This window comes from uncultured Methanobrevibacter sp., from assembly GCF_934746965.1.
GTDB lineage: Archaea > Methanobacteriota > Methanobacteria > Methanobacteriales > Methanobacteriaceae > Methanocatella.
In genome coordinates this window covers 180374-199598 of sequence record NZ_CAKVFS010000003.1, presented here as the reverse complement: position 1 = coordinate 199598, position 19225 = coordinate 180374, and the positions used below count along the sequence as shown (strand labels likewise).

The following is a 19225-nucleotide window of genomic DNA, read 5'->3' as shown; positions in this document are numbered from 1 at the left end:
AATACAATTTATGTCCATTTGTATTGATATAAATTGTTATGATGTCATTTTTTCATCTGTCATGAACTTTGGTGATGAATGTTTTAAAAAGTTTTTTCCTATTTTATATTTCTAATTTACTAAAATTTTTAAAAAAATTCTTAGTTTTATAGGTTGTAATTGGAATATTATTTTATACTCAATATATATCATTGTAAAAAAAATTAAAAAATTCAATGAAATTATTGTTAAATAAAATAAATAACAAATTATATTTAAGAATTGTTATAAACATATGAGTAATAAATAAAAGGGGAATTTTTGTTTGCCAGAATTCAAAACTCTTAATAATCAATTAGGTGAAACAGTTTATAAAGAACTTAAAAAACATGTTAAAAAAGGTTCTAAAGTTTCTACTATTTCTGCTTATTTTACAATGTATGCATATAATGCTCTTAAAAAAGAGTTAGATAATATTGATGAAATGCGTTTTATTTTTACAACTCCTAGTTTTTCTAAAAATAAAGATATTGAAGCTATGGAGTATGAAATAATTAATAATAATATTTTTGGTAATGAATTTGAGTTAAAGTTAAGAAATGAAATGACTCAAAGTGCTGTTGCTAAAGATTGTGCTAAATGGTTAAAAGATAAAGTTAAGATAAAATCATTTATACAGTCTAATGCTGCACAACCGAGAATGATTCATGTTAATAATAAATCAAATGAAGATATTGTTATTAATGGTAGTGTTGATTTTACAACTGATGGTTTAGGGATAACTGGATCGAATAGGGCTGATTTTAATAATTTCATGGCTGGTGAAGAATTTACTGATCCTCAACTTTTATCTTTTGATAATTTGTGGAATAATGAAATGCTTTTAAAAGATGTTAAAGATAAAGTGCTAAAACAAATGGAAGTAATGTACGAAGAAAATTCAGGAGAATTTATTTATTTTAAATCATTATATCATATTTTTCATGATTATCTCGATGAATTAAATGAAGATAATATTGTTAAAAAAGGAAATAAACTTAAAGAAACTAAAATTTGGAATACTTTATATCAATTCCAGCAAGATGCAGTTATTGGTGCAATTGATAAAATTGAAAAATATAATGGTTGTATACTTGCTGATAGTGTTGGTCTAGGTAAAACATTCACAGCCCTTGCAATTATTCAATATTATGAGTTAAGAAACGATAGAGTTTTAGTATTAGTACCTAAAAAATTAAGAGAAAATTGGACTATTTATACACTTAATGATAAAAGAAATATTTTTGCAGAAGACAGATTTAGATATGATGTTTTAAATCATACAGATTTAAGTCGTGAACGAGGATTTTCAGGAAATATAGATTTAAAAACAATAAACTGGGAAAATTATGATTTAGTAGTTATTGATGAATCACATAACTTTAGAAATAATCCTGCAGTTAAAGATAGAGTTACAAGATATCAACGTTTAATGAATGATGTTATTAAACAAGGACATAAAACAAAACTTTTAATGTTATCTGCAACTCCAGTAAATAATAAGATGAATGATATTAAAAATCAAATTGCATTCATTACAGAAGATAAAGATAATGCACTAGAAGAAATAGGAATATCTAGTATTAATCATACTCTCAGAAATGCACAAACAATTTTTAACCAATGGTCAAAATTAGATGATAATATTCGTACTGGTGAAAAATTCGTTGATATGATGGATTTAGACTACTTTAAATTACTAGATACATTAACAATTGCAAGAAGTAGGAAACACATTGAAAAATATTATGATTTAGCAGAAATTGGAGAATTCCCAAATAGATTAAATCCAATTAATGAAAGTTCAGATATTGATATTAAAAAAGAATTCCCAACTTTAAATGAAATTAATAGTGAAATTGAAAGACTTAATTTAAGTGTATTTTCCCCATTTTTATATATTTTACCTCAAAAAAGAGAAGATTATGCGAGAAAATATGATATTGAAATTGGAGAAGGTAAATCTATTTTTAAACAGACGGACAGGGAAAAAAGTCTTATTCAATTAATGAGAATAAATCTCTTAAAACGTATGGAAAGTTCAATTCATTCATTTAAATTAACAATAGAAAAATTACTTTTTAAAATTAATAAAACACTTGAAAAAATAGATAATATCTCAGAATATAATGAAGATATTGATATTAGTTTAATTGATCCTGAAGAAGATGAATATGATGAATTAATGTTTGGTAAAAAAACAAAAGTTTTACTTCAAGATATGGATTTAATTAAATGGAAACAAGACTTGGAATTAGATAAAGAAAAATTAGAATTTTTATTTACACAAGCAAAACAAGTAGATTATATTAGAGATGAAAAACTCTCTGATTTAAAGAAAGTTATTTCAAATAAAATAGAAAATCCTATAAATGATGATAATAACAAAATATTGATTTTTACAGCATTTGCAGATACTGCAAAATATTTATATGAAAATATTTCACAATGGACTTTTGATAATTATGGATTATACACAGCATTAGTTACAGGTTCAGGAGATAATAAAACTAACTTAAAAACAGTTAAAAATACAAATATTGATGAAATATTAACTAGTTTTTCACCAATATCTAAAAACAGAAATATTATAAATCCTGAAATGGCTGAAGAAATAGATATTTTGATAGGAACAGACTGTATTTCAGAAGGTCAAAACTTACAAGACTGTGATTATTTAATTAATTATGATATTCATTGGAATCCTGTAAGAATCATACAAAGATTTGGGCGTATAGATAGAATTGGATCTAAAAATAAAGATATTCAACTAGTTAATTTCTGGCCAAATATGGAATTAGATGAATACATTGACCTTAAAGGACGTGTGGAAAACAGAATGGTAATGGTTGATGTAAGTGCAACAGGTGAAGAAAATATCATAGCAAATACTAATAAAGTTATGAATGATTTAGAATATCGTAAAAATCAATTAGAAAAACTTCAAGACCAAGTTATTGATTTAGAAGATATTTCAGATGCAATATCCATTACAGATTTAACATTCAATGATTTTAAAATAGAATTAATGGAGTATATGAAAGAACATAAAAAAGAATTAGCTAATTCACCATCTGGAATATACTCAATAGTTCCAGCAGAAGAATTTGAACCTGGAGTAATATTTTTATTAAGACAAGTTAAAGGAGTTAAAGAATCAAAAGATAAAAATGCATTAACCCCATATTATTTAGTCTACATTACTGAAGATGAAGAAGTTAAATTAAATTACATACAATCTAAAAAAATATTAGATTGCTATCAAAAATTATGTTCTGGTAAAAAAGATGTATTTAAAAACCTAGTTGAATCGTTTGACATGGAAACGGATAATGGTAAACAAATGGATAAATATTCTCAACTTCTTAAGGAAAGTATTGAAAATATAATTGGTAAAAAGCAAGAAACTGGAGTTAAAAGCTTATTTACAAAAGGTGGAACATCTCCAGTTAAGAATAATATTGATGGGCTAGAAGAATTTGAATTAATAACCTTTTTAATTTTAAAGTGATTTCCATGGTTTTAATTGAAGAATTATTAACAATTCCAGATGAATGTAAAGTAAATGATATTATTGCTAAAGAAGTTATTTTTAGTGAAGGTAAATTGAAATCTAGTGATAAAAAGATATTTACTAACTATGTTAAACAAATTAGATGGATGTATTCACTTAACAAAGAAAATATAGGTATTGATTCTTATAAGGATGAGGTTAAAGATTATATTGAAGTTGAAATAATTAACATTGTTTTAAAAGAAGATAAAAAATTAAATAGGATTGCAAATATTGTAATGAGAGTAATACCTTATCCAATGATTCTTGTTTTTGAATTTAGAGGTAAAATTCAGTTATTTGTGTCACATCAAAGTGAAAGTTTAGTAGATTCAAATAAAATAACTTTAGATGAAATTATTTCAACAGATTGGATTTTATTTGATGATATGGATGAAATAGATAACATTTTATTTGAAAATTTAAAACTAAATAAACTAGATTATTCAAATTTTTATAAATTTTATGATAGTATAGTTCAAAAAATAATTAAATATAATGGATCAAAATCAGTTGGTCATGAGGTTAACTTAAGTGTTGAAGAAATTAAAAGAATTAATGATAAAATAGTTAGTTTAGAAAGTGAAATTAAAACTAAAAAAGTAGCTATTAAAAAAGAAACTCAATTTAATAGAAAAGTTGAATTAAATATTGAGATTAAAGGATTGGAATGTGAAATTGATAAATTGAAGGAGAAATTAATTTAATTAATATTATTAATTAAATATTTATATTGAAGGTGTTGTGTCGTGGAAAATAATGAAGACATAATTGATATTGAAAAGTTGGAAAATCAATTAAAAGGTGCATATCGTAAATATAAAAATCATGTTTATTATGATAATTATAGTGCAATACAAAGATTTGATTTAGCTAATTTTGAAGTAGAAAATTTTAAAACAAAAATTATTGATGAAAAAGAAAGTGATGTTAATAATAATTTTAAGACGGCATTTGATGATTATTTTTCAAATTTAGCTAATGAATTAAATAATAATTGGGATAATAAAATTAATGATATTATTAGTGATATTAAGGTTATTTCTTTTCCAAAAAATGTTGATATTAATAATAAAGAAGAAAATAATATGATAACTAACTTTAAAAAATCATCATCTGATGTTTCCAAAATACATTATTTCATTGATTTACCTGTTGAAGGACATATTCTAGGAGTTTTATGGATTCTTAGGTTGGGTTATGTTTTAGATGATAAATTATACAAACATTGCTACGGGAATCGTCTTAATGAATATCTATTAGAAAATTTAAAAGAAACTGATAATTCTGAAGAATATGATTTTTCACCTTTTTTATTCCAACCATATTACAAAAAATATCAATCTTGGCGAGATGATGGTTTAAATATTGCAGATACTATTTTGAAAAATGAGAAAAATGCAATAATATTATCATTAGATTTTAAAGATTATTATTATCGTTCATTAATTGATTTTGAGGATTTGTTTGAAGATATTAAATATACTCAAAAAAAATTGAATATTCAGTATAATAGAAAAGAAGAAAACTTTAATAATAATTTAAATAAATTTATTGAAACAGTATTTAAAACATATTCTTCAAAATTTAATAGAAAAATAACTAATGAAGCTTTATATCCTAATGAAAATTTAGATAATAAAAAACATGATTTAGAATATAAAAAATTACCTATGATTCCTTTAGGGTTTCTACCATCATTAATAATTGCTAATTGGAATTTACAGGGTATTGATCAAATTATTTTAGAAGATGTTAATCCATCATATTATGGTAGGTATGTTGATGATATATTGATGGTTTTTGGATCTCATGAGAAAAGTGAATCTAATGGAATTCAACATATTGAAGAAATCAATTTAAATGATTTTTTAAATAAATATTTCACACCTAATTCAAGATATCCTCATAATTGTATTTTTAAAGTAGAAAATAAGAAAAATACTTATTATAGAGTTTATAATGTTCCACTTTTTGAAAAAGATGATGATACCTATTATCACTATGAAAATTTAGAAATTCAGGAAGACAAGTTAAAAATGTATAAATTTTCACATAATAACTCTGATGCAATTATAAAGAATTTTAAGAAGGAAATATATAAAAATTCAAGTGAATTTAAGTTAATGCATGATTCTGAATCGATAAGAAATGAACTGGAGGATAAAATTTATAAAATTGATTACAATGATTCTATAAATAAATTAAATAGTATTAATGATATTAAAATTAACAAATTTGAAATATCAAAAATTTTGTCTCGTTTAAATCATACATTAAAATATATGGATGAAAAAATAGATGAAAATGTGGTAAATGAAATTTTCAATGCGTTTAAAGGTAATTTATTAGAATTTATGTCACTTTGGGAAAAAATTTTTTCATTTTTATATATTAATAATGAACAAAAAATGATATTTAACTTAATTGGTGAAATAATCAATGTTATTAATTCTATTAAATGTACAATTTCTAATAATGAGAATTATGTTTTTAATTTGAATGAGGATAAAGTAATTTTGAAGAATTCTTTGATTAAATTTTTATATTATTCTATAGTTAGAGTTTTATCTTTGAAATCAGATGATAAAATAGATGATTTAAATGAATATATTAAATGTAATATAGATAATTTTTCCGAAATTGATATTAATAATGATATTTGTAAGTGTCTTTTTTCTTCAATGCAAAATAATAGTTTAATGAAATATCCTCTTCAAAACACATTAAAAATTTGTTCTAAATTAAATATGGATAAAAATAAGTTTAAATATAATTTAATCAAGTCTACAAATAAAGAAAATGAATTATTTGAAGGAGTTTATCCTAGATTTATAAAACTCAATGAGTTGATTTATCATGAAATTAATAATGAATTATTTTCAACTCAAAATAATAACATTGAGAATAACAATGAATCAAAAGAAATTACATATATAAATAATGCTATTGAGAATTATTATAATTATAATTTTAATTTTAATCCAAATAAAAATCAGAATTCATTGTTTAAATATATAAACTTTGAATGTGATTTAAATTGTAATTCTTCTGAAAATAAATGTTTTTATGACCAAGATAATCATTTAAAAATAATTAAAGTGGGTAATACTAATAAAGAATCAGTTAAAGTAGGTATTCTAAATACTAAATTAAATGAGAATAATATTGAGAATAGATTAAAAATTCCAAATTTAAGTCAAGATAGATTTGATTCTTTAAAAAATTTAATTAATAAAGCTATAAATCAAAGAATTGAATTATTAGTAATGCCTGAGGCATATATTCCTTATGAATGGGTAAATGAAATTGTGAAAATTTCAAAAGACCATCAAATGGCAATAATATTTGGTGTAGAACCTATAGTAAATGGAGATTACGTGGGTAATTATATTTTTGCAACATTACCGTTCATAGTTAGTGAAAAATATTTTGAATCAATTTTAGTTTATAGGTTAAAAAATCATTATTCACCACATGAATTAACATTGTTTAAAACACATGATAAAAAACCTATTGAATTAAGAAATAAATGTAATAATTTACTTAACAAAGAATATCATTTAATTATTTGGAATGATATTTATATAGCTCCATATTATTGTTATGAAATTGCAGATATTAAAGATAGAAGTATCTTTAAAAATTGTTGTGATATTGTAACTGTTTCCGAATTTAATAAAGATACAATTTATTTTAATAACATAGCAGAATCACTTTCAAGAGATTTACTTTGTTATTGTATTAAATCAAATACTTCTGAGTATGGTGGAAGTATGATATTACAACCTACTTCATCTAAAAATAATTATTTAATTAATTTAAAAGGGGGATTAAATGATTATGTTGTTAGTTATGATTTGAATATTAAAAAGTTAAGGGAACATGCAATTAAAAATGATGAATTTGATGATAATAATAACTTCAAACCAAATCCTCCAGGTTTGTCCCGAAGAATTATTAAAAAAAGAATGAAATTAGAATAAATGTGATTATATGATTAATAGTAAATTAAATGGGGAAAGTAAAGATATGGTTCAAGATAATATTTCTAAGCTTAAGGAAAATTTTCCAGAAATTGTAACTGAAGATAAAATTGATTTTGATAAATTAAAATTAATTTTAGGTAATAATATTGATGAAAATCCTGAAAAATACAATTTCACTTGGCCAGGTAAGATTCAAGCTATTAAAGAATCTCAAAAAACTAGTTCTGGAACTTTAAGACCATGTAAAGAAGAATCTAAAAATTGGGATTCAACTCAGAATTTATATATTGAAGGAGATAATTTAGAAGTTCTTAAATTACTTCAAAAAAGTTACCGCAATAAAATAAGTGCAATTTATATAGATCCGCCATATAATACAGGAAACGATTTAATTTATCAAAATGATTATTCAGATAATTTAAGAAATTATTTAGAATTTACAGGACAAATAGGGAGAGAGAGCATTGGGAGTAAATTAAGTACAAATACTGAAACTGATGGTAGATTTCATTCAAATTGGTTGAATATGATGTATCCTTTATTAAAAATTGGGAAAAATTTACTTAAAAATGATGGTTTATTTTTCATTGCTATTGATGAATATGAATATTCAAGATTAAAATTAATTTGTGATGAAATTTTTGGTGAGATAAACTTTATAGGATCTATTGTTACAAAATGTAATCCTCAAGGAAGAGGAAAGAAAAATTTAGATCCTGTACATGAATATCATTTGATTTATGCAAAAAATATTGAAGAGATTAATGAATTAAAACTTAAGAAAAAATCAGAAGTTAAAGAATATCAAACATTCATGAGAAGTGGAACAAACTCAAGAAAATTCGAAAGACCAAATAGATTTTATCCTATGTTAGTAAAAGGTAATTCAGTTTCTGTTATTACTCGGGAAGAGTATGAAAAAATATATGATGGGAAATTTAATGAAAACCATATCCAATTTTTGAAAGATAAATATTCTAAATTAGGTTTTAAAGTTATATTTCCTATAGCTAAAAATGGTGAAGAAAAAGTATGGCAACGCGTTTATGAAAGAGCAGCTAAAGAATGTTCCTCATATATTTATGACAATAATACAATTAAAACTCCAAAAAGCAAATATATAACTCCAACATCTCTTTGGATAAATAAAGAATATAGTAATGTTTCATATGGGACTAATTTTCTAAAACAATTGTTTGATAATAAAAAAATATTTGATTATCCTAAAAGTTTCATTACAGTTAAAGATTTAATATCTTTAGCTTCAGAAGGAATAATTCTTGATTTTTTTTCAGGATCCGGAACTACCGCACACTCTGTGATGAAATTAAATAATGATGAAAATTTGAATAATAATTTTATTTTAATTCAACTTCCTGTTTCATGTAATGAAAAATCTGATGCATATAATGAGGGTTATAAAAATATTTGTGAAATTGGTAAAGAAAGAATTAGAAGAGCAGGAGATAAAATTTTAGAAGAATCAGATAACAAAGATCTAGACATTGGTTTTAAAGTTTTTAAATTAGATTCTTCAAACTTAGAGAAATGGGATCCTGATTATAGTAATTTAGAACAAACATTACTTACAAATGAAGAAAATATTAAATTAAATAGGACAGAATTAGATTTAATTTATGAAATTATGCTTAAATATGGTATTGATTTAACATTACCTATAGAAAAATCAGAGAACATTTATTCAATGGGTTGTGGTGCATTATTGGTTTGTTTAGAGGATAATATCACAAAAGAAGTTACAAATAATATTGTCAAATTAAAATCTGATGATGTGAGTAGGGTTGTTTTCAAGGAATCTGGTTTTAAATCGGATGAGGATAAGACAAATATAAAAGAAACTTTAAGAATAAACAATATTGATGAATTTATAACAATATAAGTGGTTAAAATGAATGAAATAAAATTAAATGGGGAAAGTAAAGATATAATTCAAGAAAATGTTTCTAAGCTTAAGGAAATTTTTCCGGAAATTGTAACTGAAGATAAAATTGATTTTGATAAATTAAAATTAATTTTAGGTAATAATATTGATGAAAATCCTGAAAAATACAATTTCACTTGGCCAGGTAAAATTCAATCTATTAAAGAATCTCAAAAAACTAGTTATGGAACTTTAAGGCCATGTAAAGAAGAGTCTAAGAATTGGGATTCAACTGAAAATTTATATATTGAAGGGGATAATTTAGAAGTTCTTAAATTACTCCAAAAAAGTTATAATAATAAAATTAAAATGATTTATATTGATCCGCCATATAACACGGGAAAAGATTTTATTTATTCAGATAACTATAAAGATAACTTAGAAAATTATTTAGAATTAAGTGATCAGGTAGTTAAAGGAGAGAGAGAGAGAGCATTGGAATTAAATTAAGCACAAATACAGAAACTATGGGGAGATATCATTCAAATTGGATCAATATGATGTATCCAAGATTAAAACTAGCTAAAAACTTGTTGGATAATGATGGTTTTATTGCTATTAGTATTGATGATAATGAATTGGTTAACTTAAAAAAGATATGTGATGAAATTTTTGGGGAAAAAAATTTTATAGGAACAATAGTTCGCAGAACTAGAAAAGGTGGAGGGAGTATGTCTAAATATTTATCTTCTGACCATGATTATGTTTTATTATTTTCTAAAAATATTTCTAAAACAAATAAATTTTATATTCCTTATGATAAAAAATATGTTGAAAGATATTGTGAAAATGATTCTAATGGAAAATATTATTGGGATACATTTGCTAGGAATAGACAAGGAAGTTCTAATTCATATACTATCACCGCTCCGGATGGTACTGAGTTAACTGATGCTTGGATTTATAAAAAAGATAAATTTCTAAAATTATTAAATGATGGGGAAGTTAGGTTTAAGAAATTAAAAAACAAATGGTCTGTTCAAGTTAAACAAAGAATAAATGCTAATGGTCAAATTATGAGAAGTATTATTAATGATTTTACAAATGAACAAGGTACTAAATCAGTAAATGAATTTTTGGGAAGAGAAGTGTTTAGTTATGCAAAACCTGTAGAATTAGTTAAATATTTCATGAAATCAATTAATGAAAAGGACAGTATTATTTTAGATTTTTTTTCAGGTTCTTCTACTACTGCTCAAAGTATTATTGAGTTTAATAATGATGAAAAAACAAATCATAAATTTTTATTGATTCAAATACCTGAAATGATTAATATTAAGTCAAAAGCTTATAAATCAGGATATAGGAATATTTGTGAAATTGGTAAGGAAAGAATTAGAAGAGCTGGAGACAAGATTATTGAAGAATCAGATAACAAAGATTTGGATATTGGTTTTAAAGTTTTTAAATTAGATTCTTCAAACTTAGAAAAGTGGGATCCAGATTATAATAATTTAGAGCAAACATTACTTACTAATAAAGAAAATGTCAAACCAGATAGAACAGAATTAGATTTAATTTATGAAATTATGCTTAAATATGGTATTGATTTAACATTGCCAATAGAAAAAATAAATAATATTTATTCAATTGGTTATGGTGCATTGCTAATTTGTTTAGAAGACAGTATTACAAAAGAAATTGCAGATAAAATTATTAAACTAAAATCAGATAATATTACTAGAGTTGTTTTCAAAGATTCTGGTTTTAAGTCTGATGCAGATAAAACAAATATAAAAGAAACTTTAAGAATAAATAATATTGATGAGTTTATAACAATTTAATAGGAGATTTTAAAATTATGAAACTTAAGTTTAATCCTAACCTTAAGTACCAGGATGAAGCAGTAAAATCAGTTATTGATTTATTTGAAGGTCAAAATTCAATGTTATCTTATTTTACTGTGTCTGGTCAACAGACTATTAATAGTACTGGACAGGGTGTAGGAAATAAGATTGATATTAGTGCTTCGGATATTTTAGAAAATTTAAGAAAAGTTCAAAAGTATCATAAAATAGCTCCAAGTGAATCATTAAATGAAAATCATTTGGATTTTAATATTGAAATGGAAACCGGAACTGGTAAGACTTATGTTTATTTAAAAACTATTTTTGAATTAAATAAAATATATGGTTTTACTAAGTTTATTATTGTTGTTCCTTCAGTTGCTATTAAAGAGGGAGTTTATAAAACAATTGAAATTACTAAAGATCATTTTAAAGGTTTGTATGATAATGTAATTTATAATTCTTTTGTTTATGATTCTTCTAAATTAGAACAAATTAGAAATTTTGCTACTGATTCCAATATTGAAATAATGATTATTAATATTGATGCATTTAATAAAAGTTTTACAGATCCAAGTAAAGAAACAAAAGCTAATATTATCCATAGGGAAAATGATAGGTTAAGTGGATATAAACCTATTGAATTAATTCAAGAAACTAATCCTATTGTTATTATTGATGAACCTCAATCTGTTATGGGTGGTAAAGGTGAAAAAGCAGTTAAATCTCTAAATCCATTATGTACCTTAAGATATTCAGCAACTCATAAGGAAATTCAAAATTTAATTTATAAATTAGATGCTGTTGATGCTTATGAAATGAATTTAGTTAAACAAATTGAAGTTGCAGGATTTGAATCTCAAGATTTTCATAATAAATCCTATATGAAATTAATTGAAACTAATAATAAAAAATCTCCTATAACTGCTAAAATTGAAATAGATAAATTAATGAATGGTTCAATTAAAAGAAAAACAGTAACTGTAAAACAAGGTGATGACTTATTTGATATTTCTGGTAGGCGGGATGTTTATGAAAATTATATTGTAGATGAAATATATTGTGAGGAAGGTAATGAATATGTTTCGTTTACTCAAAAGGATGAAATTTTAAGAATTGGAAAAATATTTGGAGATATGGATGATTTAGTAATTAAAAGAGCTCAAATTAGAAAAACAATTGAAGAGCATTTTGATAAAGAGTTATCTTTAAATGAAAAAGGAATTAAGGTTTTAAGTTTATTTTTCATTGACAAAGTAGCTAATTATAGACAATATGATGAAGATGGAAATCCTATTAAAGGTCCATATGCTAAAATATTTGAAGAAGAATATGAAAAAGTCATTAGAAAACCTAAATATAATACGTTAATAGAAAAAATTGAGCATGTTCCTGTTGAAGAGGTTCATAATGGTTATTTTTCTGTAGATAAAAAAGGTAAAGTTAAAGACTCAAGGGAAACTAAAAAAGGTAAACTTAGAGCAAATAAAGATGATGAATCTACATTTAATTTAATCATGAGAGATAAAGAAAAACTTTTAAGTTTTGATTCTAATTTAAAATTTATATTTTCACATTCTGCACTTAAAGAAGGTTGGGATAATCCTAATGTTTTTCAAATTTGTACTTTAAATGAAACATCTTCTACAATGAAAAAACGTCAAGAAATTGGTAGAGGGCTACGTTTATGTGTTAATCAAGATGGAGAGCGTATTAAAGATAATAATATTAATATTTTAACTGTAATGGCTAATGAAAGTTATAGTGATTTTGCTAAAAAATTACAAAGTGAAATGGAAAATGATACTGGAATTAAATTTGGAACTATTAAAAAAACAAGTTTTGCACATATTATTATGGAAAATAAAAATGGTAAAAAAGAGGCAATTGGTTCTCAAAAATCATTAGAACTATTTAATCATTTTAAAAAAATGAAGTATATTAATGGAAAAGGTAAAGTTCAAGATACTTTAAAGCAAGCTATAACCAATAATACTGTAGAAGTGCCTGAAAAGTATGAATCTATTAAAGAAGATATAGTTTCAGTAGCTAAAAGACAAACAAAACATTATGAAATTAAAAATGCAAGTAAAAAACAAAAAGTTAAAATTAATAAACAAGTTTTCTTAAGTGATGATTTTAAAGAATTTTGGGATAAAATTAAACATAAAACAACTTATTCCGTTGAATTTGACACAGATGAATTAATAGAAAAGTGTTGTAATGCTTTAAAAGATGAATTAAATATTAAACCACCTAAATTAATTTATACAAAAAGCGGATTAACAATTGATGCATCAGGTGTAAATTATAAAGAAGGAACTGTAAAAACAGTTTATTCAGATGAAGATGAAATAGCCCTGCCTAATATATTAAAATTCTTACAAAATACTACAAGTTTAACTAGAAAAACAATTATTAAGATTTTAGTTGAAAGTGAAACATTAGACCAATTTAAGAAAAATCCTACAGAATACATGAATGAATCTTCAAAGATTATTAAACGTGTAATGAGTAGTTTAATTGTTGATGGAGTAAAATATTCAGAATTAGATGATTATTACAGTCAACAATTATTTGAAAATGAAGAGTTATGGGGATATCTTAATAAAAATATTATAAAAAGTCATCGTTCTGTCTATGATCACATTATATATGATAGTGAAATTGAAAAGAACTTTGCAGAAAGATTAGAAAATGATGATGAAGTTGAATTATACACTAAATTACCTGGATGGTTTAAAATAACTACTCCAATTGGAGGATATAATCCTGATTGGGCTATCTTATTTAACAAAGATGGAGAACGTAAAATGTATTTTGTAGTTGAAACAAAAGGTACAAAAGATATTACTCAATTAAGACCATCTGAGCAAGCTAAAATTAAATGTGGTAAAAAACACTTTAAAGCTTTAGGTAATGATGTTGAATTAGAAGTTACTAATAGTTACGAAGATTTAAAATCAAGTATTTTATAATTTTATTTAATACTTTTTATACTAATCATAGGATTGGCTATGTTTGATTAGAATATAACTATTTTCAAGTAATTAAATGGCATTATTATTAATGTTTTCAGAAAAAAAATTTAAAATTTATTGAAATATATATTAATATCGATTATGAATTAGATGAAGATAAAAAGAATATAACGGAATTATTAAATTTAATAATAAAAAAATTAAAAACTATCAATAAATTCTAAATATTTTAATAATTAGATAATTTAAATCTATTAAAAATAATTAAGTTGATAACATGGCAAGGAAGAAACGTGCTTTATTTATGACTGTGGGAACTGGAACTGATAGTAAGAAGTATAGTTTGGCTCATGGTTTGATGTGTTCTATTGATTCTAAGGATCCTGATTTTATTTGTTTTTTTGGTTCTAGGGATTCTAAATCTACTGTTGATGCTCTTAAGGAGGTTTTCTATGATGAGTTTGAGGAGGATTTTGATGAGTGTTATGATTATGAGTTTGTAGAAAATGAGAATATTGATAGTTTTAAGAATTATTTTAATGAGTTTAAGTTTAAAATTGCTGAGTTGGAGGATGAGTATAGGATATTGATTGATTATACTTCTGGTACTAAGACTATGACTATGTCTGCTGCTTTTGCTTCTATGATTTTTAGGAAGGAGTTGTTTGTTGTTGTGGGTGAGAGAAGTGGTGGTGTTGTTGTTAAGGGTACTGAGGAGTGTAAGTCACAGAATCTTTATCAGGTTTATGATGAGTTGTTAATAAGTACTCTTAAGGATTTGTTTAATAGTAATCGTTTTGAGTCTGGAAAGTTGCTTGTTGATGTGCTTGTTGATACTAATAGGGATAAGGATGTTTATTCTAAGTTGTTTGATACTTATTATTATTTTGATAGTGTTAATCATGAGAAAGCTTTTGAGACTTTTGATGTTGGTGAGTTTCAGAAGGTTTGGCCTGAGTTAGCTAAGCAGTTTCAATTAAATATTAAGGCTTTAAATATTATGAATACTTTTAATCAAAATTCAAGTAAAGGTCCTGTTGAGCATGAGTTGAAGAAGTATTATATGTTGGCGTCTATTTTGAATAATGCTAGGCGTAGGAGAAATGAGAATAAGTTTGATGATGCTGTTGCTAGGTTGTATCGTTCATTGGAGTTAATTGCTCAAATCAGACTTTCTAAGGTTTATGGTATTAATAGTTCTTGTATTGATATTGATATTTTACGTGAAAATAATGTTGATGAGGATTATTTAGGTAATCTGGATAGTTCAAAGGATATTAAATTTGGTTTAACTGCTGATTATGAGTTACTTGCTAAATTAAATGATAGTTTAGGTGAGTTTTATTTGAATAATCGAGAACAAATTAGGAATGTTCTTAAATTTAGGAATAATTCTATTTTAGCTCATGGTTTTGAGTCTTGTTCTAAAAAAGAGTATGATGAATTTAGAGGTATTGTTTTAGAAGCTGCTAATTTACTACATGAAGATATGGGGAAATTTATTGAAGAGACTATGTTTCCTATTCTTTCATAGGTTCTTTAGATTAAAGGAAAAACTTTCTTTGTATGTATAATAGTAACATTCATATATCAATTTTAACATATTAATACTTAGTTGTGCACATCTTATTTGGAAAATATAGGACTAATAATTTAACTTGAATAAGAATGATAATATGAATTTTGATAAAAATACTGTAATCATTGTATTAGTTATTATTTGTTTTACTGTTGTAATTTGTGGAGGATTGTTTTTATTTGGAAACACTCCAGAAACATCTGATAACATGACAATAAATAATATTAATAATACTACAGAATCTGTTGATAATATATCATATTCTTCTGATTCATCATCTGAATCTGTAGAGGATGATTATGAAAGACCTACAAGAATTTATGGTGGTGAAGAACACTTAACTGCTCATGAATCTGATGTTTTAGATAGTGGGTGGGATCCAAGTCAGCATGAAGTTTCCCGTAGTGATGCGGGAGATGGATATCATAGAATTAATTATGATGATGGTTATTATAGAATTTGTGATGATCATGGTTATGTTGTAACTTATGGTTATGGCTAATCCCTAACCATTTTTTTATCATAGAAATAGATACAATTAAAAAAAGTACAATAATCATTTAAAAATAGAAAATGACAAAAGTAATATTAAAATTTATAGCTATGTTTCTTTTTACACAACTGTTAGTAATCTTAATATTGCTTTAAAAACATGTATTAAAATATTTCTATAAAATTTATCTAACTTTTTATATACATCATGACAACATTTATATATCAACCCCAACATAATAATACTTAGTTGTGTATATTTTGTTTAAAAAATATATTGACTAGGTGGAAATTATGAAAAATTTTGAATTTTTAAAAGATTTTGATAAAGATATGTATATTTTACTTAGTGAGTTTGAAAAAGAGATTATGAAAAATCCAAAAACAACTGAGTCATATGTCACTCCTTTTCTAGAAAAAGTAGTGAATGATATACTTCAAAGAAATAATAATGGAATTGATAATCCTTATGTTGGATTTTCTAAAAGAGTTGATAAATTATATCAATTAAAAATTATTGACTTTAAATTTAAATGTATGTTACTTGAAGCATATCAAATGAGAAATGCAATTACTCATAAGTCTATTGAAGATTTTCTAAAACAGGACAATAAAATACCCTTTCAACTACATAGAAGTCTTTTTGACATTGCATGGAAATACTTTGAATTGTGTAATGAAAATTATTATTATCCCGGAAAACCCAAATACACACCAATTTATAATTTAAACTCGAAAACAACTAAAATTACACCTGAACCCTCAAATAATAGAAATTTCAAGCACTGTATTATCTGTGGTAAAATAAATGATTCCAAAAATTCTAATTTTTGCAGAAGTTGCAATAATGAACTTGAATATCAAAATGAAATTATCAATTTAAAAAACAATTTAAACATAAATCATTTTACTAAAGAAGATGTTAATCAAATTCATTCCAGTATGTATACTAATCAATTGTTAATTGAACTATCAACTAAAAACCTCATTAAAAAAACAAACAGATACTATAAACTAAACCAAACTGAATATGAAAAGCTAATTAAATTTACTTATAACTGTTATGATATGGAAAAAACATTAATTGAATTTTTAGAAGGCAAATACACATCAAAACAAATTAAACAAACTAGTTATTATAAATGTGGTCAAAAAAGTATCAAACCATTTGTGGAGTTTTATAAAATTGTTGAAAATCAAATCTTCAAGGATTTCCTGGATCAAATCAGTATGAAAATGCCAATTGATGAAATTTTTGAAAAAACACAAGTGAATAAAAGTCAAGCAAATAACTGGTATAGAAAAAATAAAGAAGAATTCATAAAAGGAGAGCATAATCAGGAATTCATAATATATAATAAACTTTTAATGGATCAGTATTTAACTTTAAAAAGAAAACAATATCTTAGTGATGAGATTAAAACTAAATTACAGATAAATGATGAAATTATTCAATTCTGGTTAAATTCATTTAATATGGAGTCAAGTATCTTTAAAAAGAACCTCCAGAAAATTAAAATGGATATTTTTTTAAATAATCTAAAAGAAGGTAAATCAAAAGAAGAATCACTTAAATTAGCTGAAATAACTGATTTCAAAGAATTACTTAAAGATAATAATTTTGAAAATGAATATAAAAGAGAATATTATGAAAATCGTGTAAATAATCTTTTGAAATATTTAAAAACAATGAGTTTCAATAAAGCTCTTGAGAAAGCTAATATTACTAAAAATGACTATGATATGTGGTATATTAAAGGCAAAAAACAATGTTTGCTTAAAAAAGAGGATGACACATTTACTTTAAACTTCTACATTAATGTAACTCATGTATTAATGGATAAATATTTAAGATTAAGAAGTGAGGGCAAAACAAAAATGGAAGCTTCTAAAAAAATAAATATGGATTTAAATGAAGTTAAAAGATGGTGTAAATGGAATGAAAGTGGATTATTTATAGATTTCAAACAAAACAATGCGAAAATCATTGCTAATTTAGTAATTGATGCAATTAAAAACGGTAAATCTAAAGATAAACTAGCTAAAAGTTCAGATATAACATTACATGAATTAAATAAAATATTAAATTTAGGATCAAATGGACATAAGATTTATGGAAAAGTATACGAAGAATATGAGTCAAATTATCTTTCAAAACATTTAGAAATCTTTTTAGAGGAAATTAAAAATAAAAACTTACAAAAAGCACTAAAAATATCTGGGATTGAAAAAACAGAACTGGATAATGCTTATGATTTAGGTAAAAATGGTGATAAACGTTTCAATGATTTTTATAATGATTATTTAAATTTTAAAATAAATTGTTATATTAATCAGATTATTAAAGGAAAATCATCTTCAATTGGCCTTAAAAATTCTAACTTAACAAAAAAAGAGCTTGAAGATAATTTAACTCAAGTTAATGAGAAAATCTTAGAAAAACAAATGAATATTGTGATTAATGAAATTATAAATGATAAAACAACAAAACAAGCAGCAAAAAAAGCTAATGTTAAAATTGAAGAGGTTTATAATTGGTATTTAGAAGGTAAAAATGGTAATAAACAATTTAAAGAGTTTATGCGAGAATATTATGAGTATTATATTGAACCTGGATGTGAAATATTTCAAAACTTTTTGGATAAAGGTAAATCTCCAAAAACTATCTTAAAAATTATGAAAGGAGATATAACAAAAGAAGATTATGAATTCTGGAAAAAAGAAGGTTTTTTAGTTAATAAGAACGTTGAAGCTAAATTATATTCTTATGATGAGATTAAAGAAAAAGTAGAAAATAGTGGTTTTAGACAAAAAGTTGAAAAAACATTTTCTGGATTAAGTATAATGAATTATTAATAGATAATTTGAAGAATATATAAAATAG

10 protein-coding genes are annotated in these 19225 nt (G+C 23.9%); all 10 read left to right on the top strand.

Annotated features, from left to right (window positions below; translation table 11 throughout):
- Positions 1–304: 304 nt before the first annotated feature.
- The 10 genes from Q0984_RS03690 to Q0984_RS03645 all read left to right on the top strand — a co-directional run bounded on the left by Q0984_RS03690 (position 305) and on the right by Q0984_RS03645 (position 19197).
- Positions 305–3529, top strand: coding sequence for a helicase-related protein (locus Q0984_RS03690; protein ID WP_299523736.1), 3225 nt, complete (start codon positions 305–307; stop codon positions 3527–3529).
- A 5-nt stretch (positions 3530–3534) separates the two neighbouring features.
- Positions 3535–4278, top strand: coding sequence for a DUF4391 domain-containing protein (locus Q0984_RS03685; RefSeq protein WP_299523733.1), 744 nt, complete (start codon positions 3535–3537; stop codon positions 4276–4278).
- Positions 4279–4320: 42 nt separating this feature from the next.
- Positions 4321–7557 (top strand): hypothetical protein, encoded by a 3237-nt coding sequence (locus tag Q0984_RS03680; RefSeq protein ID WP_299523730.1) that lies wholly within the window; start codon positions 4321–4323, stop codon positions 7555–7557.
- Between the two features lie 10 nt (positions 7558–7567).
- Positions 7568–9460, top strand: a complete 1893-nt coding sequence (locus Q0984_RS03675) for a site-specific DNA-methyltransferase (RefSeq protein ID WP_299523727.1) — start codon at positions 7568–7570, stop codon at positions 9458–9460.
- Between the two features lie 9 nt (positions 9461–9469).
- Positions 9470–9952, top strand: coding sequence for a DNA methyltransferase (locus Q0984_RS03670; protein ID WP_299523724.1), 483 nt, complete (start codon positions 9470–9472; stop codon positions 9950–9952).
- 17 nt (positions 9953–9969) lie between these two features.
- The gene (locus Q0984_RS03665) at positions 9970–11286 is read left to right on the top strand and encodes a site-specific DNA-methyltransferase (RefSeq protein WP_299523721.1); all 1317 of its coding nucleotides are present in this window, start codon (positions 9970–9972) and stop codon (positions 11284–11286) included.
- Between the two features lie 17 nt (positions 11287–11303).
- Positions 11304–14267 carry a type III restriction-modification system endonuclease gene (locus Q0984_RS03660; protein WP_299523718.1) on the top strand — a complete coding sequence of 988 codons (2964 nt, stop codon included), beginning with the start codon at positions 11304–11306 and terminating at the stop codon, positions 14265–14267.
- Positions 14268–14547: 280 nt separating this feature from the next.
- A complete protein-coding gene (locus Q0984_RS03655; RefSeq protein ID WP_299523715.1) occupies positions 14548–15804 on the top strand; it encodes a TIGR02710 family CRISPR-associated CARF protein in 1257 nt (418 codons plus the stop codon).
- 142 nt (positions 15805–15946) lie between these two features.
- Complete coding sequence (locus Q0984_RS03650) at positions 15947–16351, top strand: hypothetical protein (protein ID WP_299523712.1); 405 nt, start codon at positions 15947–15949, stop codon at positions 16349–16351.
- A 284-nt stretch (positions 16352–16635) separates the two neighbouring features.
- Entirely contained in the window at positions 16636–19197 is a 2562-nt protein-coding gene (locus tag Q0984_RS03645) for a DNA repair ATPase (RefSeq protein ID WP_299523709.1), read from the top strand.
- Positions 19198–19225 lie beyond the last annotated feature (28 nt).

Excerpts from the sequence above, each read along its gene's own strand:
- Q0984_RS03685 (WP_299523733.1), top strand. The coding sequence starts at position 3,535 with ATGGTTTTAATTGAAGAATTATTAACAATTCCAGATGAATGTAAAGTA.
- Q0984_RS03675 (WP_299523727.1), top strand. The coding sequence starts at position 7,568 with ATGATTAATAGTAAATTAAATGGGGAAAGTAAAGATATGGTTCAAGAT.
- Q0984_RS03670 (WP_299523724.1), top strand. The coding sequence starts at position 9,470 with ATGAATGAAATAAAATTAAATGGGGAAAGTAAAGATATAATTCAAGAA.
- Q0984_RS03665 (WP_299523721.1), top strand. The coding sequence starts at position 9,970 with ATGGGGAGATATCATTCAAATTGGATCAATATGATGTATCCAAGATTA.
- Q0984_RS03660 (WP_299523718.1), top strand. The coding sequence starts at position 11,304 with ATGAAACTTAAGTTTAATCCTAACCTTAAGTACCAGGATGAAGCAGTA.
- Q0984_RS03655 (WP_299523715.1), top strand. The coding sequence starts at position 14,548 with ATGGCAAGGAAGAAACGTGCTTTATTTATGACTGTGGGAACTGGAACT.
- Q0984_RS03650 (WP_299523712.1), top strand. The coding sequence starts at position 15,947 with ATGAATTTTGATAAAAATACTGTAATCATTGTATTAGTTATTATTTGT.
- Q0984_RS03645 (WP_299523709.1), top strand. The coding sequence starts at position 16,636 with ATGAAAAATTTTGAATTTTTAAAAGATTTTGATAAAGATATGTATATT.